Annotated in this window: 13 protein-coding genes; 5 read left to right on the top strand and 8 right to left on the bottom strand. The window is 66.8% G+C overall.

The window, feature by feature from the left end:
• The coding region (locus tag B4L36_RS02275) for a dihydrodipicolinate synthase family protein (protein ID WP_292951739.1) at positions 1-329 on the bottom strand (329 nt) is incomplete at its 3' end.
• Positions 330-438: 109 nt separating this feature from the next.
• Between B4L36_RS02275 and B4L36_RS02270 the strand changes: the two genes are divergently transcribed.
• Positions 439-2,508, top strand: coding sequence for a lytic transglycosylase domain-containing protein (locus B4L36_RS02270; protein ID WP_292951737.1), 2,070 nt, complete (start codon positions 439-441; stop codon positions 2,506-2,508).
• A gap of 92 nt (positions 2,509-2,600) precedes the next feature.
• Here the strand turns inward: B4L36_RS02270 and B4L36_RS02265 are convergent, their stop codons facing one another.
• The 3 genes from B4L36_RS02265 to B4L36_RS02255 form a co-directional block, all read right to left on the bottom strand.
• A complete protein-coding gene (locus B4L36_RS02265) occupies positions 2,601-3,557 on the bottom strand; it encodes a DMT family transporter (RefSeq protein ID WP_292951734.1) in 957 nt (318 codons plus the stop codon).
• A 101-nt stretch (positions 3,558-3,658) separates the two neighbouring features.
• On the bottom strand, positions 3,659-4,450 hold the full coding sequence (locus B4L36_RS02260; protein ID WP_292951731.1) for an inositol monophosphatase family protein: 792 nt from the start codon (positions 4,448-4,450) through the stop codon (positions 3,659-3,661).
• A 66-nt stretch (positions 4,451-4,516) separates the two neighbouring features.
• The gene (locus tag B4L36_RS02255) at positions 4,517-5,431 is read right to left on the bottom strand and encodes a LysR family transcriptional regulator (protein WP_292951728.1); all 915 of its coding nucleotides are present in this window, start codon (positions 5,429-5,431) and stop codon (positions 4,517-4,519) included.
• A 90-nt stretch (positions 5,432-5,521) separates the two neighbouring features.
• Here B4L36_RS02255 and metF point away from each other — a divergent pair, with 90 nt between their 5' ends.
• Positions 5,522-6,400, top strand: a complete 879-nt coding sequence (metF, locus tag B4L36_RS02250; RefSeq protein WP_292951725.1) for a methylenetetrahydrofolate reductase [NAD(P)H] — start codon at positions 5,522-5,524, stop codon at positions 6,398-6,400.
• Positions 6,401-6,626: 226 nt separating this feature from the next.
• Here metF and B4L36_RS02245 read toward each other — a convergent pair whose 3' ends face one another.
• The 3 genes from B4L36_RS02245 to B4L36_RS02235 form a co-directional block, all read right to left on the bottom strand.
• Positions 6,627-7,712, bottom strand: coding sequence for a DUF2235 domain-containing protein (locus B4L36_RS02245; RefSeq protein ID WP_292951722.1), 1,086 nt, complete (start codon positions 7,710-7,712; stop codon positions 6,627-6,629).
• A 34-nt stretch (positions 7,713-7,746) separates the two neighbouring features.
• Positions 7,747-8,901 (bottom strand): type III PLP-dependent enzyme, encoded by a 1,155-nt coding sequence (locus B4L36_RS02240; protein ID WP_292951719.1) that lies wholly within the window; start codon positions 8,899-8,901, stop codon positions 7,747-7,749.
• A 142-nt stretch (positions 8,902-9,043) separates the two neighbouring features.
• Positions 9,044-9,736, bottom strand: a complete 693-nt coding sequence (locus B4L36_RS02235) for a winged helix-turn-helix transcriptional regulator (protein ID WP_292951716.1) — start codon at positions 9,734-9,736, stop codon at positions 9,044-9,046.
• A gap of 86 nt (positions 9,737-9,822) precedes the next feature.
• Here B4L36_RS02235 and B4L36_RS02230 point away from each other — a divergent pair, with 86 nt between their 5' ends.
• The 3 genes from B4L36_RS02230 (at position 9,823) to B4L36_RS02220 (ending at position 14,694) form a co-directional block, all read left to right on the top strand.
• Complete coding sequence (locus tag B4L36_RS02230; RefSeq protein ID WP_292951713.1) at positions 9,823-10,539, top strand: DUF1428 domain-containing protein; 717 nt, start codon at positions 9,823-9,825, stop codon at positions 10,537-10,539.
• A gap of 10 nt (positions 10,540-10,549) precedes the next feature.
• Positions 10,550-11,341, top strand: a complete 792-nt coding sequence (locus tag B4L36_RS02225) for a VOC family protein (protein WP_292951710.1) — start codon at positions 10,550-10,552, stop codon at positions 11,339-11,341.
• 302 nt (positions 11,342-11,643) lie between these two features.
• Positions 11,644-14,694 (top strand): valine--tRNA ligase, encoded by a 3,051-nt coding sequence (locus tag B4L36_RS02220; RefSeq protein WP_292951707.1) that lies wholly within the window; start codon positions 11,644-11,646, stop codon positions 14,692-14,694.
• 150 nt (positions 14,695-14,844) lie between these two features.
• Here B4L36_RS02220 and B4L36_RS02215 read toward each other — a convergent pair.
• Positions 14,845-15,345 (bottom strand): aminotransferase class I/II-fold pyridoxal phosphate-dependent enzyme (locus B4L36_RS02215; protein WP_292951704.1); only part of this gene is annotated, 501 nt, incomplete at its 5' end.

Here is a 15,345-nt window from a genome sequence, read left to right as displayed (position 1 = left end):
GGCTTGTTGTAATAGGGCGTCACCACCAGCGCGGCATCCGCGCCGACATCGGCCGCGTGCCGGATCAGGCCGATCCCCTCGCGGGTCGAGTTGGACCCCGCCCCCGCGATTACCGGGATGCGACCGGCAGCGGATCTGACCACCTCTTCGATGACCAGCCGGTGTTCGTCATGGGTCAGCGTCGGGCTTTCGCCGGTGGTGCCGACCGGCACCAGACCGTGGCTGCCCTGATCCACATGCCATTCGACCAGCATCTTCAGCGTGTCCAGATCCAGCTCGCCGTCCGGGGTGAACGGCGTGACCAGCGCGGGCAAAGATCCCTTGAACATGACACGCTCCTTGAAGATTGGATTTCGCCGCGCCTAACTAGCCCCCGGCGCCGGTCTTGCCAAGGTTGTGAATTGCGTCGCGGGCGTCGGGCGGCGAGATGGGGTGGAGATGGGATTTCTGCGTGACATTCTGGCCGCAGGGCTGATTGCCGCCCTGCCGCTTGCCACCCCCGCCCACGCCGAAGAGCGCGGCGCGCTGGCGCTGGCGCTGGCCGCCGCCGATGTGCGCGACTGGGTGACCGCGCGCGATGCTGCGAAACGGTCGGGCCCCGTGGCCGAATCGCTGGTCGGCTGGCAGGCCCTGCGCGCGGGCTACGGCGATTTCGCCGATTACCTCGCCTTCATCCGCCGGCATCCGGATTGGCCAGGTCTGAACCTGTTGCGCAGACGCGGCGAGGCGAAACTGCCCGCCACCCTGCCCGAGGCCGACATCCGCGACTGGCTGGGCGATGAGCCGCCCCGGTCGCTGCGCGCCGAAACCGCGTTGCTGGCGGTTCTGGACCCCGACGAGGCCCGCGCCGAACGCGCACGGTTCTGGACCGAAACACCGCTGGAAGGCGAGGAAGAAACGGCGTTCCTGGATCGCTATGGCGAAGAACTTGCGCCGCTGATGACGGCGCGCGCGGTGGCCATGCTGGACCGGCAGGAATGGGCGCAGGCCCAGCGGCTGCTGGAACGCCTGCCCCAGACCGACCGCCCCCTGATCGCCGCCCGGATCGCGCTTCAGGCGCGCCAGCCGGGTGTCGATGACATGATCCTTGCCCTGCCGGCCGACCAGCGCGAGGATCCCGGCCTGACCATGGACCGCTTTCGGTGGCGGGTGAAGGCAAAGTTCCACGACGGCGCGCGGGATCTGATGCTTGCGGCCTCGACCAGCGCCGAGGCATTGCGGGTGCCCGAACTCTGGGCGCAGATGCGGGTCGACTACGCGCGCCTGGCGATGCGGCAGGGCGACTGGGCGCTGGCCGAAAGGCTGGCCGCGCAGCATTTCCTGACGCCGGACAATCCGCATTATTCCGACCTTGAATGGCTGGCCGGATTCGCGGCGCTGCATCAGGGCGCGGGGCAGCGGGCGCTGGATCATTTCCGCCATCTGGAAACCGTCGTCGGCAGCGCGATCAGCACTGCGCGGGCGCTTTACTGGCAGGGCCGCGCACAAGAGGCGCTTGGCGATCAGGCGGCGGCGCGGGCAGCCTATGCCGGGGCGGCGCGGCAGCCCGGCGTCTTCTATGGCCAGCTTGCCGCAGAAAAGGTTCGCGCCACCATGCCGCCCGCCTTTGCGGTCCCCGGCAAGGCGGTCGAGACCCTGCCCGACTGGCGCGGCGCTCGGCTGGCCGAGAACGACGTCTTTCGCGCCGGGCTGTGGCTGCTGGCGGTCGGGCGGGTGGATGAAGCACAGCGATTTTTCCTGCAACTTTCGCAAACGGCCGAGCCCGAGGACATCGCCCGCATGGCCCGGCTGATGATCGAGGCGCGGGCGCCCTGGCATGGCCTGCGCCTGTCCAAGCAGGCCGCCGGCAAGGGCGTGATCTATCCCGCCGCGCAATTCCCGCTGACCGGGCTGGAAAAGGCCGATCTGGGGCTGCCTCCCGAACTGATCCTGTCGATCGCGCGACAGGAATCCGAATTCAACCACACGGCCAGCAGCCCGGTCGGCGCGCGCGGTTTGATGCAGCTGATGCCCGGAACGGCCGAACAGATGGCCCGCCGATTGCGCCTGCCCTACGACCTGCCGCGGCTGACCGCCGATCCGGCCTATAATGCCCGGCTGGGCGCCGCCTATCTGGAGGGCCTGCGCGAAAGGTTCGGGACCTCGACCGCGCTGACCGCCTCGGGCTACAATGCCGGGCCCGGCCGGCCGGCGCGCTGGCTGTCGGATTTCGGCGATCTGCGGCGCGATTTCGATCCGGTGGACTGGGTCGAACTGATCCCCTTCGACGAGACGCGCAACTATGTCATGCGCGTGACCGAGGCGATGGCGATCTATCGCGCCCGCATCAGCGGCAAGCCCGCCCCGATCGTGCCGACCTTCGATCTGACCGGCGGCGGGCTGATGCCGCCGCCGCCGCTGCGGCTGACGCTGGCGCTGTCGTCCCGGCCACCCGGAAAACCCTTCATCGGGCCACGCCTGCCCGAAGGCTGGATCAATCCTGCGGTCGAGGCGGTCGCGTCCGATTGAGGCGTGGTCAGGAACGGCGCCAGGCATCCGCAATCGGTCGGGCGCACCGGGCCGACATCTCGTTCCGGTCCCCGGTGCTGCGCCTCGAGGTCTCAGGCCGATCTGACCCTTGCGCGCCACAGCGTGAACAGGCCGGCCAACACCACGATCATGGCACCCAGAACGACGCTGGGGCGCAGCACCTCGCCGAAGACGAACACGCCGATCAGACTGGCCCAGACCAGTTGCGTGTAGGCAAAGGGCTGCAGCGCGGAAGCCTCGGCCAATTCATAGGCGCGGATCATCAGATAATGCGAGCTCATGCCGCAGATGCACAATCCCGCCATCCAGATCCAGTCCACCGGCGCCAGCCAGCGCCAGTCCCAGATCCCGATCAGCGTGATCGCCACCGCCCCCGCGACGCCGGTCCAGAAGAAGCTGACCATCGAGGGATCGTCGCGCGAGACATGCCGCGTCAGCAAACCATAGAGCGCGAACATGAACGCCGCGAGAAAGGGCAGCAGCGATTCGATCCGCATGACGCCGCCGCCGGGTTGCAGGATCACGAGAATGCCCGAAAAGCCGATCCCGATCGCCGCCCAGCGGCGCCAGCCGACCTTCTCGCCCAGGACCGGGCCGGAGAGGGCCGCGACCAGCAGCGGATAGGCGATGAAGACGGCCTGCGTCTCGACCAGGCCGAGGCGGACGAAAGCCTCGACCATGACCACGACCTCCAGCACCAGAAGCACGCCCCGCGCGATCTGCGTCAGCGGCCGCCTGGTGCGCACCGCCCGCCTCAGACCGCCCGGCTGACGCGAGACCAAGACGATGACGAAAGCCGCGAAGACCCAGTATCGGATCATCACCACAAGAACCGGCGGATATTCCGCGCCCAGCACCCGCGAAAAGCCATCCTGCATCGAAAAGATCAGCGCGCTGGCGGACATCAGCAGGATCCCCAGCCCGGTCCTGTCCTGCGCGGGCGGGGACATCCGCGGCGGCACGGGCGGCGGCGCAGAGGCCGCGGCCGCCGAGGCGGCATGGGGCGGGTCGTGACGATCGTCGGGCATGGGCGCGGTCCTCTGTATACCGCCCATGCGCGGCGCGCGAGGCTACGTCAAGTCATGGCCGGAATGCGCTTGCCGCAGATCGGCCCGGCGCGACCGCGCGGTCAGTCGCGGCTGCGAATCACCTTGGCGAAGGGCTGGAATATCTGCGGATTGGCGGCAATCATGCGGCCCGTTTCCAGCGCATCGTCGCCCTCGCCGATGCCTTCGACGAAACCGCCGGCCTCGCGCACAATCAGAATGCCCGCCGCCACGTCCCAGGGCTTGTTGCCGCGTTCCCAGTAGCCATCGTATCGCCCGGCCGCGACATAGGCCAGATCCAGCGAGGCCGCGCCCAGGCGGCGGACACCGGCGCTGATCGGCATCAGCCGGGCCAGATCCTGCAAGGCGGCCGGCAAGGGACCGCGCCCGGCGAAGGGAATGCCCGTGGCGAACAGCGCCTCGCCCAGATGGCGCCGGCCCGAGACGCGGAGGCGCTGGTCGTTCATGAAGGCGCCGGCACCCTTTTCGGCGGTGAACAGCTCGTCCTTGGCGGCATCGAAGATCACCGCCGCGACGATTTCCCTCTTGTGCTCCAGCGCGATGCTGACGGCCCAGTGCGGCAGGCCGTGCAGGAAATTGGTGGTCCCGTCCAGCGGATCGACGATCCAGCGCCGCGTCGGATCCTCGCCAGCATCCTCGCCGGTCTCTTCGCCCAGCCAGCCGTAATTGGGCCGCGCGTTGCGCAGTTCCTCCTTGATGACCCGCTCGGCCTCGCGGTCGGCGCGGGTCACGAAATCGCCCGCGCCCTTGACGCTGACCTGGAGGTTCTCGACCTCGCGGAAATCCTTGACCAGCGCGCGTCCCGCCTTGCGGGCGGCCTTGATCATGACGTTCAGATTGGCGCTTGCCATCACATGCTCCGGAATGGGGATCGCCGCCTCATAGGGGCTGGCGCGCGGAATGTGAAGCCGCGCGCGGCGTCACGAGGCCGAACCACGCAGCATCCGCAGCGGCTCGGTGCGCGAAAGCCGCAGGACATGGGCCATGTAGGGCTGCGACAGATCCTCTTCGCGGATCGCGGCATAGAGGCGGCGCAGGATGCCGCCCGGGCCCAGAGGCAACATGGCGATATCGGGATTGGCGGATTCGCGACGCAGAACCCAGTCGGGCATCACCGCCACACCTCGCCGAGAGGCGACCAGCATCAGCGACACCGCCGTCAGTTCCACCGTGCGCTGGCGGGCGGGCTCGATCCCGGCGGGGGTCAGGAACTGGCTGAACACGTCCAGCCGCGCACGCTCCATCGGATAGGTGATCAGCGTTTCATCCGCCAGATCCCGCGGGTCGGCATAGCCCTTGATGGTCAGCGGATGCCCGGCCGGGACCACCAGCGTGGGCGCATAGTCGAATAGCGGCTGGTAGATCACGCCCGGCACATCCTCGGGGTCGGACGAGATGACCAGATCGACCTCTTCGCGCGCCAGCGCGGGCAGCGCGCCGAAGGCCAGCCGCTGGCGGATGTCCACGTCCACGTCGGGCCATGCCCGGCGGAAGATGTCCAGCACCGGCAGCAGCCAGTCGAAACAGGCGTGGCATTCCATCGCGATATGCAGCCGGCCGATTCGGCCTGCCTCGACGCCCTTGAACTCGGCTTCGGTCGCCGCGACCATGGGCAATACCTGCTCGGCCAGCCGCAGGACGCGCATTCCGGCCGCAGACAGCCGCATCGGCTTGGCCCGGCGAACGAACAGTTCCACCCCGGCCTGCTGCTCCAGCGCCTTGACCTGATGCGACAGCGCCGATTGGGTGATGTTCAGTACTTCGGCCGCCCGCGCCAGGCCACCCTGTTCGTGGATCGCCTGAACCGTTCGCAGATGGCGCAGTTCCAGATGCATGTTGAGCCCGTTTCAAGTTTATCTTGAGAATTATGAATTTGTCTCACGGCCCCGATGATGGCACAAGAGGCGCAAGACAAAGGAATCGCCATGACCCGCACCGCGCCGAAGATCAGCTTCGAATTCTTTCCGCCCAAGACGCTGGACGCCTCGTTCCGTCTGTGGGAAGCCGCGCGCGCCCTGGCCCCGCTGAACCCCGATTTCGTGTCGGTCACCTATGGCGCGGGCGGCACCACGCGCAAGCTGACCCATGACGCGGTGACGACGATCAACCGCCATTACGGGCTGAACGTCGCCGCCCACCTGACCTGCGTCGAGGCCACGCGCGCCGAGACGATGGAGATCGTGCAATCCTATGCCGATGCCGGAATCCGCGAAATCGTGGCCCTGCGCGGCGATGCGCCCAAGGGGCAGGACCGCTTCACGCCGCACGATGACGGCTTCGTCAATTCGGTCGAACTGATCGAGGCGATCGCCGCCCGGGGCGACATGACGATCCGTGTCGGCGCCTATCCCGAACCGCATCCCGACAGTGCCGATGGTGACGCCGATGTCGCCTGGCTGAAACGCAAGATCGACGCCGGTGCGACCAGCGCCATCACCCAGTTCTTCTTCGAGGCCGAAACCTTTTTCCGTTTCCGCGACAAATGCGACAAGGCGGGCATCGACGTGCCGATCATTCCCGGCATTCTGCCGATTCAGGGCTGGGCGGGCGCCAAACGGTTCGCGCAAAGCTGCGGCACGACCATTCCCGCCTGGGCCGAGGATGCCTTTGCAGCCGCAATCCGCGACGGCGGCGACCGCGAACGGCTTCTGGCCACCGCCATTTGCGCCGAGTTGTGTGACACGCTGATCGAGGGCGGCGTGGACCGGCTGCATTTCTATACGCTGAACCGGCCCGAAATGACCCGCGACGTCTGCGCCGCACTTGGCGTGCAACCCGTCCGCGAACTGGAGGCAGTGGCCTGAAGCCGCGCTTGCCGATCCGAACCGGCCCGGCCTGAAGACGCCGGAAAGTCGTGGCCCGGCATCCCTTGGGGCGGGCGCGGCGATGCCTACCTGCTCCAGAGAGGTCCAAAGGTTGGCCCAATCAGGACGCGCCAGAGGCTTCTGCATCGCCGCGTCACCGACGTCGCGCGCGGACTTGGGATCCGGGTCGCGGGCTTCGCGTTTCGGGCTTTGGCCGATCCGGCGCTCAGATATTGTCCGAGGCGGCGTCCGATGCGGGCTGCGCGCGCTTCCAGCGGCGCGATATTCGGCGCGGCATGTCCAGTGCGTGACCGGCCAGATGACCGGTCAGCAGTGCCGGGCCGGGATAGGGATCGGGCACCGTCGGATGCAGAGCCTCGCTGGCGATGGTTCCGGCCACGCGCGGCGCACGCGAGAGGAATGCCTTGCCCCATTTGCGCCATGAGCCGATACCGGGCGCGGTCGGATCGCCGGGGAAATGTGCCTGCCAGTCATGGGGCAGCGGCAGGCCCGCGCCTTCGGCCTTCTCCAGCATCCAGACCAGCGGGATATTCGCCAGCGGACGGGCAAATTCCAGTCCGCTGAGCTGTCCGCCGATATCGGCGTGGGCGCCACGAAACCACATCTGTTCGATATGGCCGGCGCCGCCGGCATCGTCCCAGAGCAGCGGCGCAAAGGCAGCCCGCGTCTCGTCCAGAGCCAACGCCTGAAACCCGTATTCCACCTGGCCGCCCAGATGCGGATCGTGAAAGCGAAAGCGCGGCTCGGTCAGCATCCACAGCAGCGGCAACCGCAGCCCAAGCGCCATCACCGTGTCGAAACAGCCGACCATGCGAATCGGCACCTCGGACCGGCAACGCCGTCGGTGGAAGGCGGCGATGGCTTTTTCCGATCCGCCGTCGCGATAATACCGCCATGCCAGGCGCGTGTTGCGTTCGGTGGCCGCATCCGCGCGCAGCAGGCCGATCCGCCCGATCATGCCGGCGAGACTGCGCACCGCAAAGGCGCCGCGGGAATAGCCGAACAGAAAGATCTGGTCGCCCGGACGATACCCCGAGGCAAGCCAGCCATAGGCGTCGATGATCCGCGCCTCCATTGCCCGGCCCATGGCCAGTTCGGGCAGGGTTCGCCAGCGGTTCCATTGCTGGCCCAGACCGTAATGGATACGTGGCCGCGGACCGGGCAGAGGGCCGAAAAGGCCGGTCAGCAGCCGGTGGATACGTCCGATCGACGACCGCCGCCCATCATCGAGCGAGGCGAAGGTGCCGTCCATCAGCACGACGTGAATCTGAACCGGGCGAATCGTTACCATCCTCCGACGCTAGCATGCGAGCGTGAGGAAACAATTACTCCAGCGCCATCACGGTCGCGTGGCTCATCGCACCAAAGCCGTTGAAGCGCGTGTTCGTGACCGTCGAATAGGCTCCGGCGCCGTGGAAGATGACGAAATCGCCCTCTTCGATGTCGGCGGGCAGCGCCAGTTCGCCAGGCAGCCGGTCCACGGAATCGCAGGTCGGGCCGAACAATACGCGCCCGCTGCGTTCGCCGTCGCGCGATTGGCCCCTGGGGTCCAGCACCTGGATACGGTCGATATTGCCGATGATCGGCAGTTCGGCCAGCCCGCCATAGACGCCATCGTTGAGAAAGACGGCGGCGCCATCGCGGATACCCTTGACGCGGGTGATCAGCGAAAAGGCATCGGCGCAAAGGCCGCGACCCGGTTCGCAGACCAGATCCGGCGCGTCATCGCCAAAGCTGTCGGCCACCGTATCGGCGATCTCCGTAAAGATGGATTGCAGGTCGGGCTCGACGCCAATGACCCGATGCGAGGGGAAACCGCCGCCGACATTCAGCCGTTGCGCCCGGACGCCCGCCATGTCGCAGATTTCCTTCGCCACGCTGATATAGCTTTCCCAGGCAATCGGATCGACGCATTGCGTGCCCGGATGGAAGGTCAGCGAGGGCACATAGCCGCGACGGGCCACCAGCCCCAGCAACTCGGCCGCCAGATCCGGCGTCGCGCCGAACTTCGAGCCGAAATCATAGGCCGCGCCCAGAACCGGCAGCTTGAAGCGGGGCGAAATCTCGACCCCCTTGCCATCGATCTCGGCAGGCACCAGGGCGAACAGCTTTTCCAGTTCGCTGAGGCTGTCCACCGACCATGCCCTGATCCCGGCCTCTACCGCATGGGCGATCTCGTGCCGGGCGCGGACGGGGTTGTGGTAATGGCGCGCGGTGCGGGGTGCGACACGGCCGATCAGGTCGATCTCGAAAGGAGATGCCACGTCGAATCCCCTGATCCCGGCGCTGACAAGGGTCTGGATCACGGCCTCGTCGGGGTTCGACTTGACGGCATAGGTCACCAATCCCGGAAAGCCTGCCAGAAAGGTCCGGGCGCGGCTTTGAAGCACGGTCGGGGCGAACACCATCAGCGGATGTTCGGGCTGAAGATTGCGGATGATCTCGGCCGGATTGTCCCAGACTGTCTTCATTTCTCCCATCGGCGGGATCCTTTCGCGTATCGTTCGGTTCGGCCAAGGCCGCGTGGAAAACCCCAATCGGCACCTTGCTGTTCCAGTTTCACGGGGAAAAGGGCGCGAATCGCGGATTTCGGCGGTCCATAGCCCGAAACCGGTAACGATTTCACGAAGATTCCGCGCGCCCCGGTTGATCGCGGTCACGACCGTCGCGCAACCGGAACAGATCCACGAAACGCTGTGCCGCATCGGCGTCGCCGCGCAGTCCGATCACGCCGCGCGCGGACAGATCGGCCAGGGGCGCGGGACCATAGACCGCCATCGCCAGCCGGTTGCCATCCCCTTCAAGCACGAAATCGCCAATGGGCGCAGGCGCGACCTCGGGGCGCAGGACACCATCGCCCGACAGGCGCTGCACGAAACCCTCGCGCGGCATGACGAACGCCGCCGCGACATCGCGCCCTTGCGCGGCCGTGCTATCGATCATCGCCGTCATCGAGATCATCAGCGCGGTTGGGCTGATGAAACGCCGCGGATCGTGGCCGGGATGGGCCGCACCCCAGCGGCACATCGCCTGCAACACCGGCAGCAGCGCCCGTCCGCTTTCGGTCAGCGCATAGATGCCCAGTGTCGCGTCGTGCGCGACCACCCCAGCCTCGGCCAGTTGTGCCAGCCTCTGCGTCATCACCGCCGCCGTGATCCCGGGCAGGCCACGGCGCAGGGCCTGGAAGCGCTTCGGGCCCAGCAGCATCTCGCGGACGATCAGCAGCGCCCAGCGATCGCCCACGACATTCAGCGCGTGGGCGGCAAGGCATCCCTCGTCATATCGGATGCGCGGAGTTCGGCCGTCGGTAGTCATTTCTTGATACTATAAGTTGTTTTTTAATACCACAAGACGCAGAATGCGATTCGCGGGCGCGTCGTCGCGCCGAAATGGAGGGGAAAATGACGTATTTCTGGGGTTTCGTTCAGGCGGTACCGACCGCGAACAAGGACGCCTATACCGAACATGCGCAACAGGCATGGCCGATCTTCAGGAAGTTGGGCGCCTTGCGCGCGGTCGAATGCTGGGGCGAAGACATTCCGAAGGGCAGGCAGACCGATTTCTATCGTGCGACCCAGTGCAAGGAGGACGAGACCCCGGTCTTTTCCTGGATCGAGTGGCCCGACAAGGCCACAGCCGACAAGGCAGGGGCGCAGATGCAGGATCATCCTGATTTTCAGGCCATGCCGCCGATGCCTTTCGACGGAATGCGGATGTTCTGGGGCGGCTTCGTGCCTGTCTACAGCTTCGGCGCGTCGAAGCCCGGCAGCTATGTCCAGGGCTTCGTTCTGGCCGTCCCCGAGAAAAACAAGGATGCCTATGTCAGGATGGCCAGCAGCGCCGAGCAGATGTTCCGCGACAAGGGTGCGACCCACATGGTCGAGAACTGGGGCGACGACGTGCCGCATGGCAAGGTGACCGACTTCTACCGTGCCGCCGACGCGAAGGAGGGCGAGACACCGGTCTTTTCCTGGATCGAATGGCCCGACAGGGCCACCGCCGACAAGGCCGCGAAAGAAATGGAGGCCGAAATGGCCGGCGCGGACATGGGCGACATGCCCTTTGACGGAATGCGCATGTTCTGGGGCGGCTTCGTGCCCGTCATGGACAAAAGCTGAGGAGGAGCAGATGGCCGGATTTCATGGAAAGCCTTGCTGGTATGAACTGACCACCAGCAAGGGCAACCTTGCCGCCGCCGGAGATTTCTACGGCGCGGTTCTGGGCTGGTCGATCCGGGACGCGGGCATGGACGACTTTTCCTATCACCTCGCCAGCGCGGGGGACGACCGGGTGGCGGGGCTGATGGAGATGCCCCCCGACGTCTCGCAGATGCCGCCGAACTGGCTGATCTACTTCGCCGTCGAGGATGCCGACGGGGCCGCCGCCGACATCATCGCGGCGGGCGGCCGCATCTTTCGCGAACCGGCCGACATCCCGGGCACCGGGCGCTTCGCCATCGCCTCTGATCCGCAGGGCGCGGCTTTCGGCATCCTGCAACCGCTGCCGATGGAAGACGGCGCGCAAGGCGGCCAGGCGTTCGATCAGTCGAAGGCCGGGCATGGAAACTGGAACGAGTTGATGAGCACCGACCCCAAGGCGGGATTCGCCTTCTATTCGGCGTTGCTGGGCTGGTCGAAATCGAGGCCCATCGACATGGGCGAGATGGGAACCTATCAGCTTTTCAGCCATGACGGCACGGATATCGGCGGCATGATGGGCATGGGCAATGCGCCGGTACCGGCGTGGCTGCCCTATTTCGGCACCGACGGCGTGACCCAGGCGATGGTCCGGATCGAGGCCGGCGGCGGCGCCGTCATCCACGGTCCGCAAGAGGTGCCCGGCGGTGCCTTCATCGCCATCGCCCGCGATCCGCAGGGCGCGCATTTCGCCGTGGTCGGACCCAGGCAGGCCGCCCCCTGATCGCGCCGCATGACACCGGCGCCGCCCTCGCCTTTCGCGGGACGGGTCCGGCGAAGCCCCCCGGATCGTGAATGGATGAGCCGGACGATGCTGGGCCCGCGGCCCGCGCCGCGCGGCCGGGCGGCGGAATGACGCGGCCCGCAACTGTCGCCGCGCCAGCCCCGTGTCGCGCCGCGGACAGGATCGCCGCCCGCTTTCACTGACCGCCGGCGGCTGACTGCATCGCCGCATTCGCACCACATTCCCTTGGCCTTTCCGCCCGGCTTCGCTAATCCCTGTGCCAAGCAAGGGGATATGCCGCCATGAACATGGACAAGAGTTTTGACGCGCAGGCCGCCGAGGCCCGGATCAGCGCCGAATGGGAACGCACGGGCGCCTTCGCCGCGGGCGCCAACGCCTCGCGGTCCGACACCTTCACCGTGATGATCCCGCCCCCCAACGTGACCGGCAGCCTGCATATCGGCCACGCCTTCAACAACACGTTGCAGGACATCCTGGTCCGCTGGCACCGGATGCGCGGCTTCGACACGCTGTGGCAGCCGGGTCAGGATCACGCCGGCATCGCCACGCAGATGGTGGTGGAACGACAGATGGCGCAGCGGCAGGAACCGAACCGCCGCGAGATCGGGCGCGACGCCTTTGTCGAGAAGATCTGGGCGTGGAAACAGGAATCCGGGGACACGATCATCAACCAGTTGCAGCGTCTGGGCGCCTCCTGCGACTGGTCGCGCAACGCCTTTACCATGTCCGGCGCGCCGGGCGCGCCCGACGGCGAGGAGGGCAATTTCCACGACGCGGTGATCCGGGTCTTCGTCGACCTCTACAACAAGGGTATCATCTATCGCGGCAAGCGACTGGTGAACTGGGACCCGCATTTCGAAACCGCGATCAGCGATCTGGAGGTCGAGAACCGCGAGGTTCCCGGCCATATGTGGCATTTCAAATACCCGCTGGCCGGCGGCGAGACCTATGAATACGTGGAGCGCGACGAAGACGGCAACGTCACCCTGCGCGAGACGCGGGACTACATCAGCATCGCCACGACGCGGCCCGAAACCATGCTGGGCGACGGCGCGGTCGCGGTCCATCCGGGCGACGCCCGCTATGCCCCGATCGTGGGCAAGCTGTGCGAGATCCCGGTCGGCCCCAGGGAACATCGCCGGCTGATCCCGATCATCACCGATGAATACCCCGATCCCGATTTCGGCAGCGGCGCGGTCAAGATCACCGGCGCGCATGATTTCAACGATTACGGCGTCGCCACCCGCAACGGCATCCCGCTTTACGCGCTGATGGACACGAAAGGCGCGATGCGCGAGGACGGGCTGCCCTATGCGGACAGCGCCGCCATCGCGACCCGCGCCGCGAAGGGCGAGGATGTGGGCGACGTGTCGGGCGTCAATCTCGTCCCCGACCATCTGCGCGGGCTGGACCGGTTCGAGGCCCGCCGGCAGGTCATCGACGAGATCACCGCCGAGGGGCTTGCCGTCACCGATGCCAACGGCGCGCCGGTGATCGACAGCAAGCCGATCATGCAGCCTTTCGGCGACCGTTCCGGCGTGGTGATCGAGCCGATGCTGACCGATCAGTGGTTCGTGGACACGAAACGGATCGTCCAGCCCGCCATCGACGCCGTACGCGACGGGCGCACGCAGATCCTGCCCGAGCAGCACAAGAAGGTCTATTTCAACTGGCTGGAAAACATCGAGCCCTGGACCATCAGTCGCCAGCTTTGGTGGGGACACCAGATTCCGGTCTGGTACGGGCTGGATCTGTCGATCGAGAACTTCGTCGATGACGAGGGCGACGGCGCTCTGGACGAGGTCGAATTGTTCGAATTGCTGGTGGATGGATTGGTCCATACCGGCCAGCGCCAGCATTGCGCGGCCGATTTCAAAGGCATCGTGCAGAAATTCCGCGACGATATCGCAGGATTGCCGGCGCCGCTGGAGGCCAGTCGCGTGATCGAGGTCGCCGACCGCGCCGCCGCGGTCGAAACGCTGGCAAGAAGCCTTGCGGAATACAATCTGTCCCAGAATCCGACCGAACTGGTCTATCCGGTCTGGCGCGACCCGGACGTTCTGGACACCTGGTTCTCGTCCGGGCTCTGGCCGGTCGGCACGCTGGGCTGGCCCGACAAGACACCGGAAATGCAGAAATATTTCCCCACCGACGTCCTCGTCACCGGGTTCGACATCATCTTCTTCTGGGTCGCGCGGATGATGATGATGCAGTTGGAGGTGACGGGCGACGTGCCCTTCCACACCGTCTATGTCCACGGCCTGGTGCGCGACGAAAAGGGCGCGAAGATGTCGAAGTCGAAGGGCAACGTCATCGACCCGCTGGATCTGATCGACGAATACGGCGCCGATGCGCTGCGCATGACCCTGACCAGCATGGCCGCGATGGGCCGCGATCCCAGGCTGGGGCCGCGTCATGTCGAGGGATTCCGCAATTTCGTCACCAAGATCTGGAACGCCACCCGCTTTGCCGAGATGAACGGCGTGCGCGGCGGCGGCGCGCGGCCCGAACCCGGTCATCATGTCAATCGCTGGATCATCGGCGAGGTCGCCCGCATCCGCATGACGACCGATGCGGCGCTGGAGGGCTATCGTTTCAACGACGCGGCCAGCGGGCTTTATGCCTTTGTCTGGGGCAAGGTCTGCGACTGGTATGTCGAATTCGCCAAGCCGCTGTTCGATGGTCCCTGCGCCGAGGAAACCCGCGCCACGATGGGCTGGGTTCTGGACCAGTGCTACCTGATGCTGCACCCGATCATGCCTTTCGTGACCGAGGAACTCTGGGCGCTGACCGGCGAGCGGAGGAAGATGCTGGTCCACGGCGACTGGCCGGATTACGGCGTCGAACTGATCGATCCGGCATCGGATCGCGAAATGAACTGGGTGATCGCGCTGATCGAGGCGCTGCGCTCGGCGCGGGCGCAGATGGGGGTTCCGGCGGGCGCGACGCTGGATCTGGTCGTGACCGAGGCGGATGACGCGGCCCGCGCCGCGCTGAGCGCCAACGCTCCGCTGATCGAACGGCTTGCGCGCGTGAACGCGCCGCGCGACGGGACCGCGGGCAAGGGCACGATCTCGGTCTCGGCGCAAGGGGCCAGTTTCGCCCTGCCGCTGGGCGATGTCATCGACGTGGCGGCCGAGACGGCACGGTTGCAGAAGGCCCTGGCCAGGTCGCGAAAGGATGCCGAGGGTCTGGAAAAGCGGCTGGAAAACCCGAAATTCGCCGCCAATGCCGAGGCCGAGGTGATCGAGGAGACGCGCCGGAAACTGGTCGTCCTGCAAGACGACATCGCGCGGCTGAAGGCGGCGCTGGCGCAACTGGCGGCGATGTGATCCTGGCCGGGGCCGCCGGCTTTCGTGGCGAGGACGGGTGCCTCCGGCGGGGATATTGGGGCCAAGGCAAGGGGCGGGCCTTGCGGGGCATGCCGCGTGCACCGGATGTGCACAGCCCGTGCACAGCCCGTGCACCGGCTGCGCGGAAATTCAGAGACCGGCCAGCGCGCGCGGCAGCGCCTCGGCCAGGATGTCCAGCTCCGGCGCGGGGGCGCAGCTGATGCGGATGCAGCGGTCCAGAGGCGGCACGCCGGGCATGCGGACGAAGACCCCCTGCCGTTCCAGCGCGGCGACGAGGCGGCGCGAAAAGGCGCCGTCGCGGCCGGTATCGACGGCCACGAAATTGGTCGCGGATGGCAGGGCGGTCATGCCATTGGCGGCGGCGATGGCGGCGAGGCGGTCGCGGGCCTTGCCCACCTGGTGCCGGATATCGGACAGCCAGGCGGAATCGCGCAGCGCCGCCAGCGCGCCCGCCTGCGCCATCCGGTTGACGCCGAAATGGTTGCGGATGCGTTCGAAGCCGGCGATCAGGTCGGGATGGCCGATCGCATAGCCGATCCGCGCGCCCGCCAGCCCGTAGGCCTTGGAAAATGTCCGCATCCGGATCACGCGGGGATCGTCCGCCGCGATCTGCGGGATCGCGCTGTCGGG

The sequence above is a fragment of the Paracoccus sp. UBA889 genome (genome assembly GCA_002294185.1).
GTDB lineage: Bacteria > Pseudomonadota > Alphaproteobacteria > Rhodobacterales > Rhodobacteraceae > Paracoccus.
Note: the sequence above shows the minus strand (reverse complement) of the source record. Positions and strands in the feature narration are given on the sequence as shown.

What these genes read in the sequence shown, in the direction of transcription:
- B4L36_RS02270 (WP_292951737.1), top strand. Translation starts at nt 439, where the DNA reads ATGGGATTTCTGCGTGACATTCTGGCCGCAGGGCTGATTGCCGCCCTG.
- B4L36_RS02265 (WP_292951734.1), bottom strand. Translation starts at nt 3,557, where the DNA reads ATGCCCGACGATCGTCACGACCCGCCCCATGCCGCCTCGGCGGCCGCG.
- B4L36_RS02255 (WP_292951728.1), bottom strand. Translation starts at nt 5,431, where the DNA reads ATGCATCTGGAACTGCGCCATCTGCGAACGGTTCAGGCGATCCACGAA.
- metF (WP_292951725.1), top strand. Translation starts at nt 5,522, where the DNA reads ATGACCCGCACCGCGCCGAAGATCAGCTTCGAATTCTTTCCGCCCAAG.
- B4L36_RS02245 (WP_292951722.1), bottom strand. Translation starts at nt 7,712, where the DNA reads ATGGTAACGATTCGCCCGGTTCAGATTCACGTCGTGCTGATGGACGGC.
- B4L36_RS02240 (WP_292951719.1), bottom strand. Translation starts at nt 8,901, where the DNA reads ATGGGAGAAATGAAGACAGTCTGGGACAATCCGGCCGAGATCATCCGC.
- B4L36_RS02235 (WP_292951716.1), bottom strand. Translation starts at nt 9,736, where the DNA reads ATGACTACCGACGGCCGAACTCCGCGCATCCGATATGACGAGGGATGC.
- B4L36_RS02230 (WP_292951713.1), top strand. Translation starts at nt 9,823, where the DNA reads ATGACGTATTTCTGGGGTTTCGTTCAGGCGGTACCGACCGCGAACAAG.
- B4L36_RS02225 (WP_292951710.1), top strand. Translation starts at nt 10,550, where the DNA reads ATGGCCGGATTTCATGGAAAGCCTTGCTGGTATGAACTGACCACCAGC.
- B4L36_RS02220 (WP_292951707.1), top strand. Translation starts at nt 11,644, where the DNA reads ATGAACATGGACAAGAGTTTTGACGCGCAGGCCGCCGAGGCCCGGATC.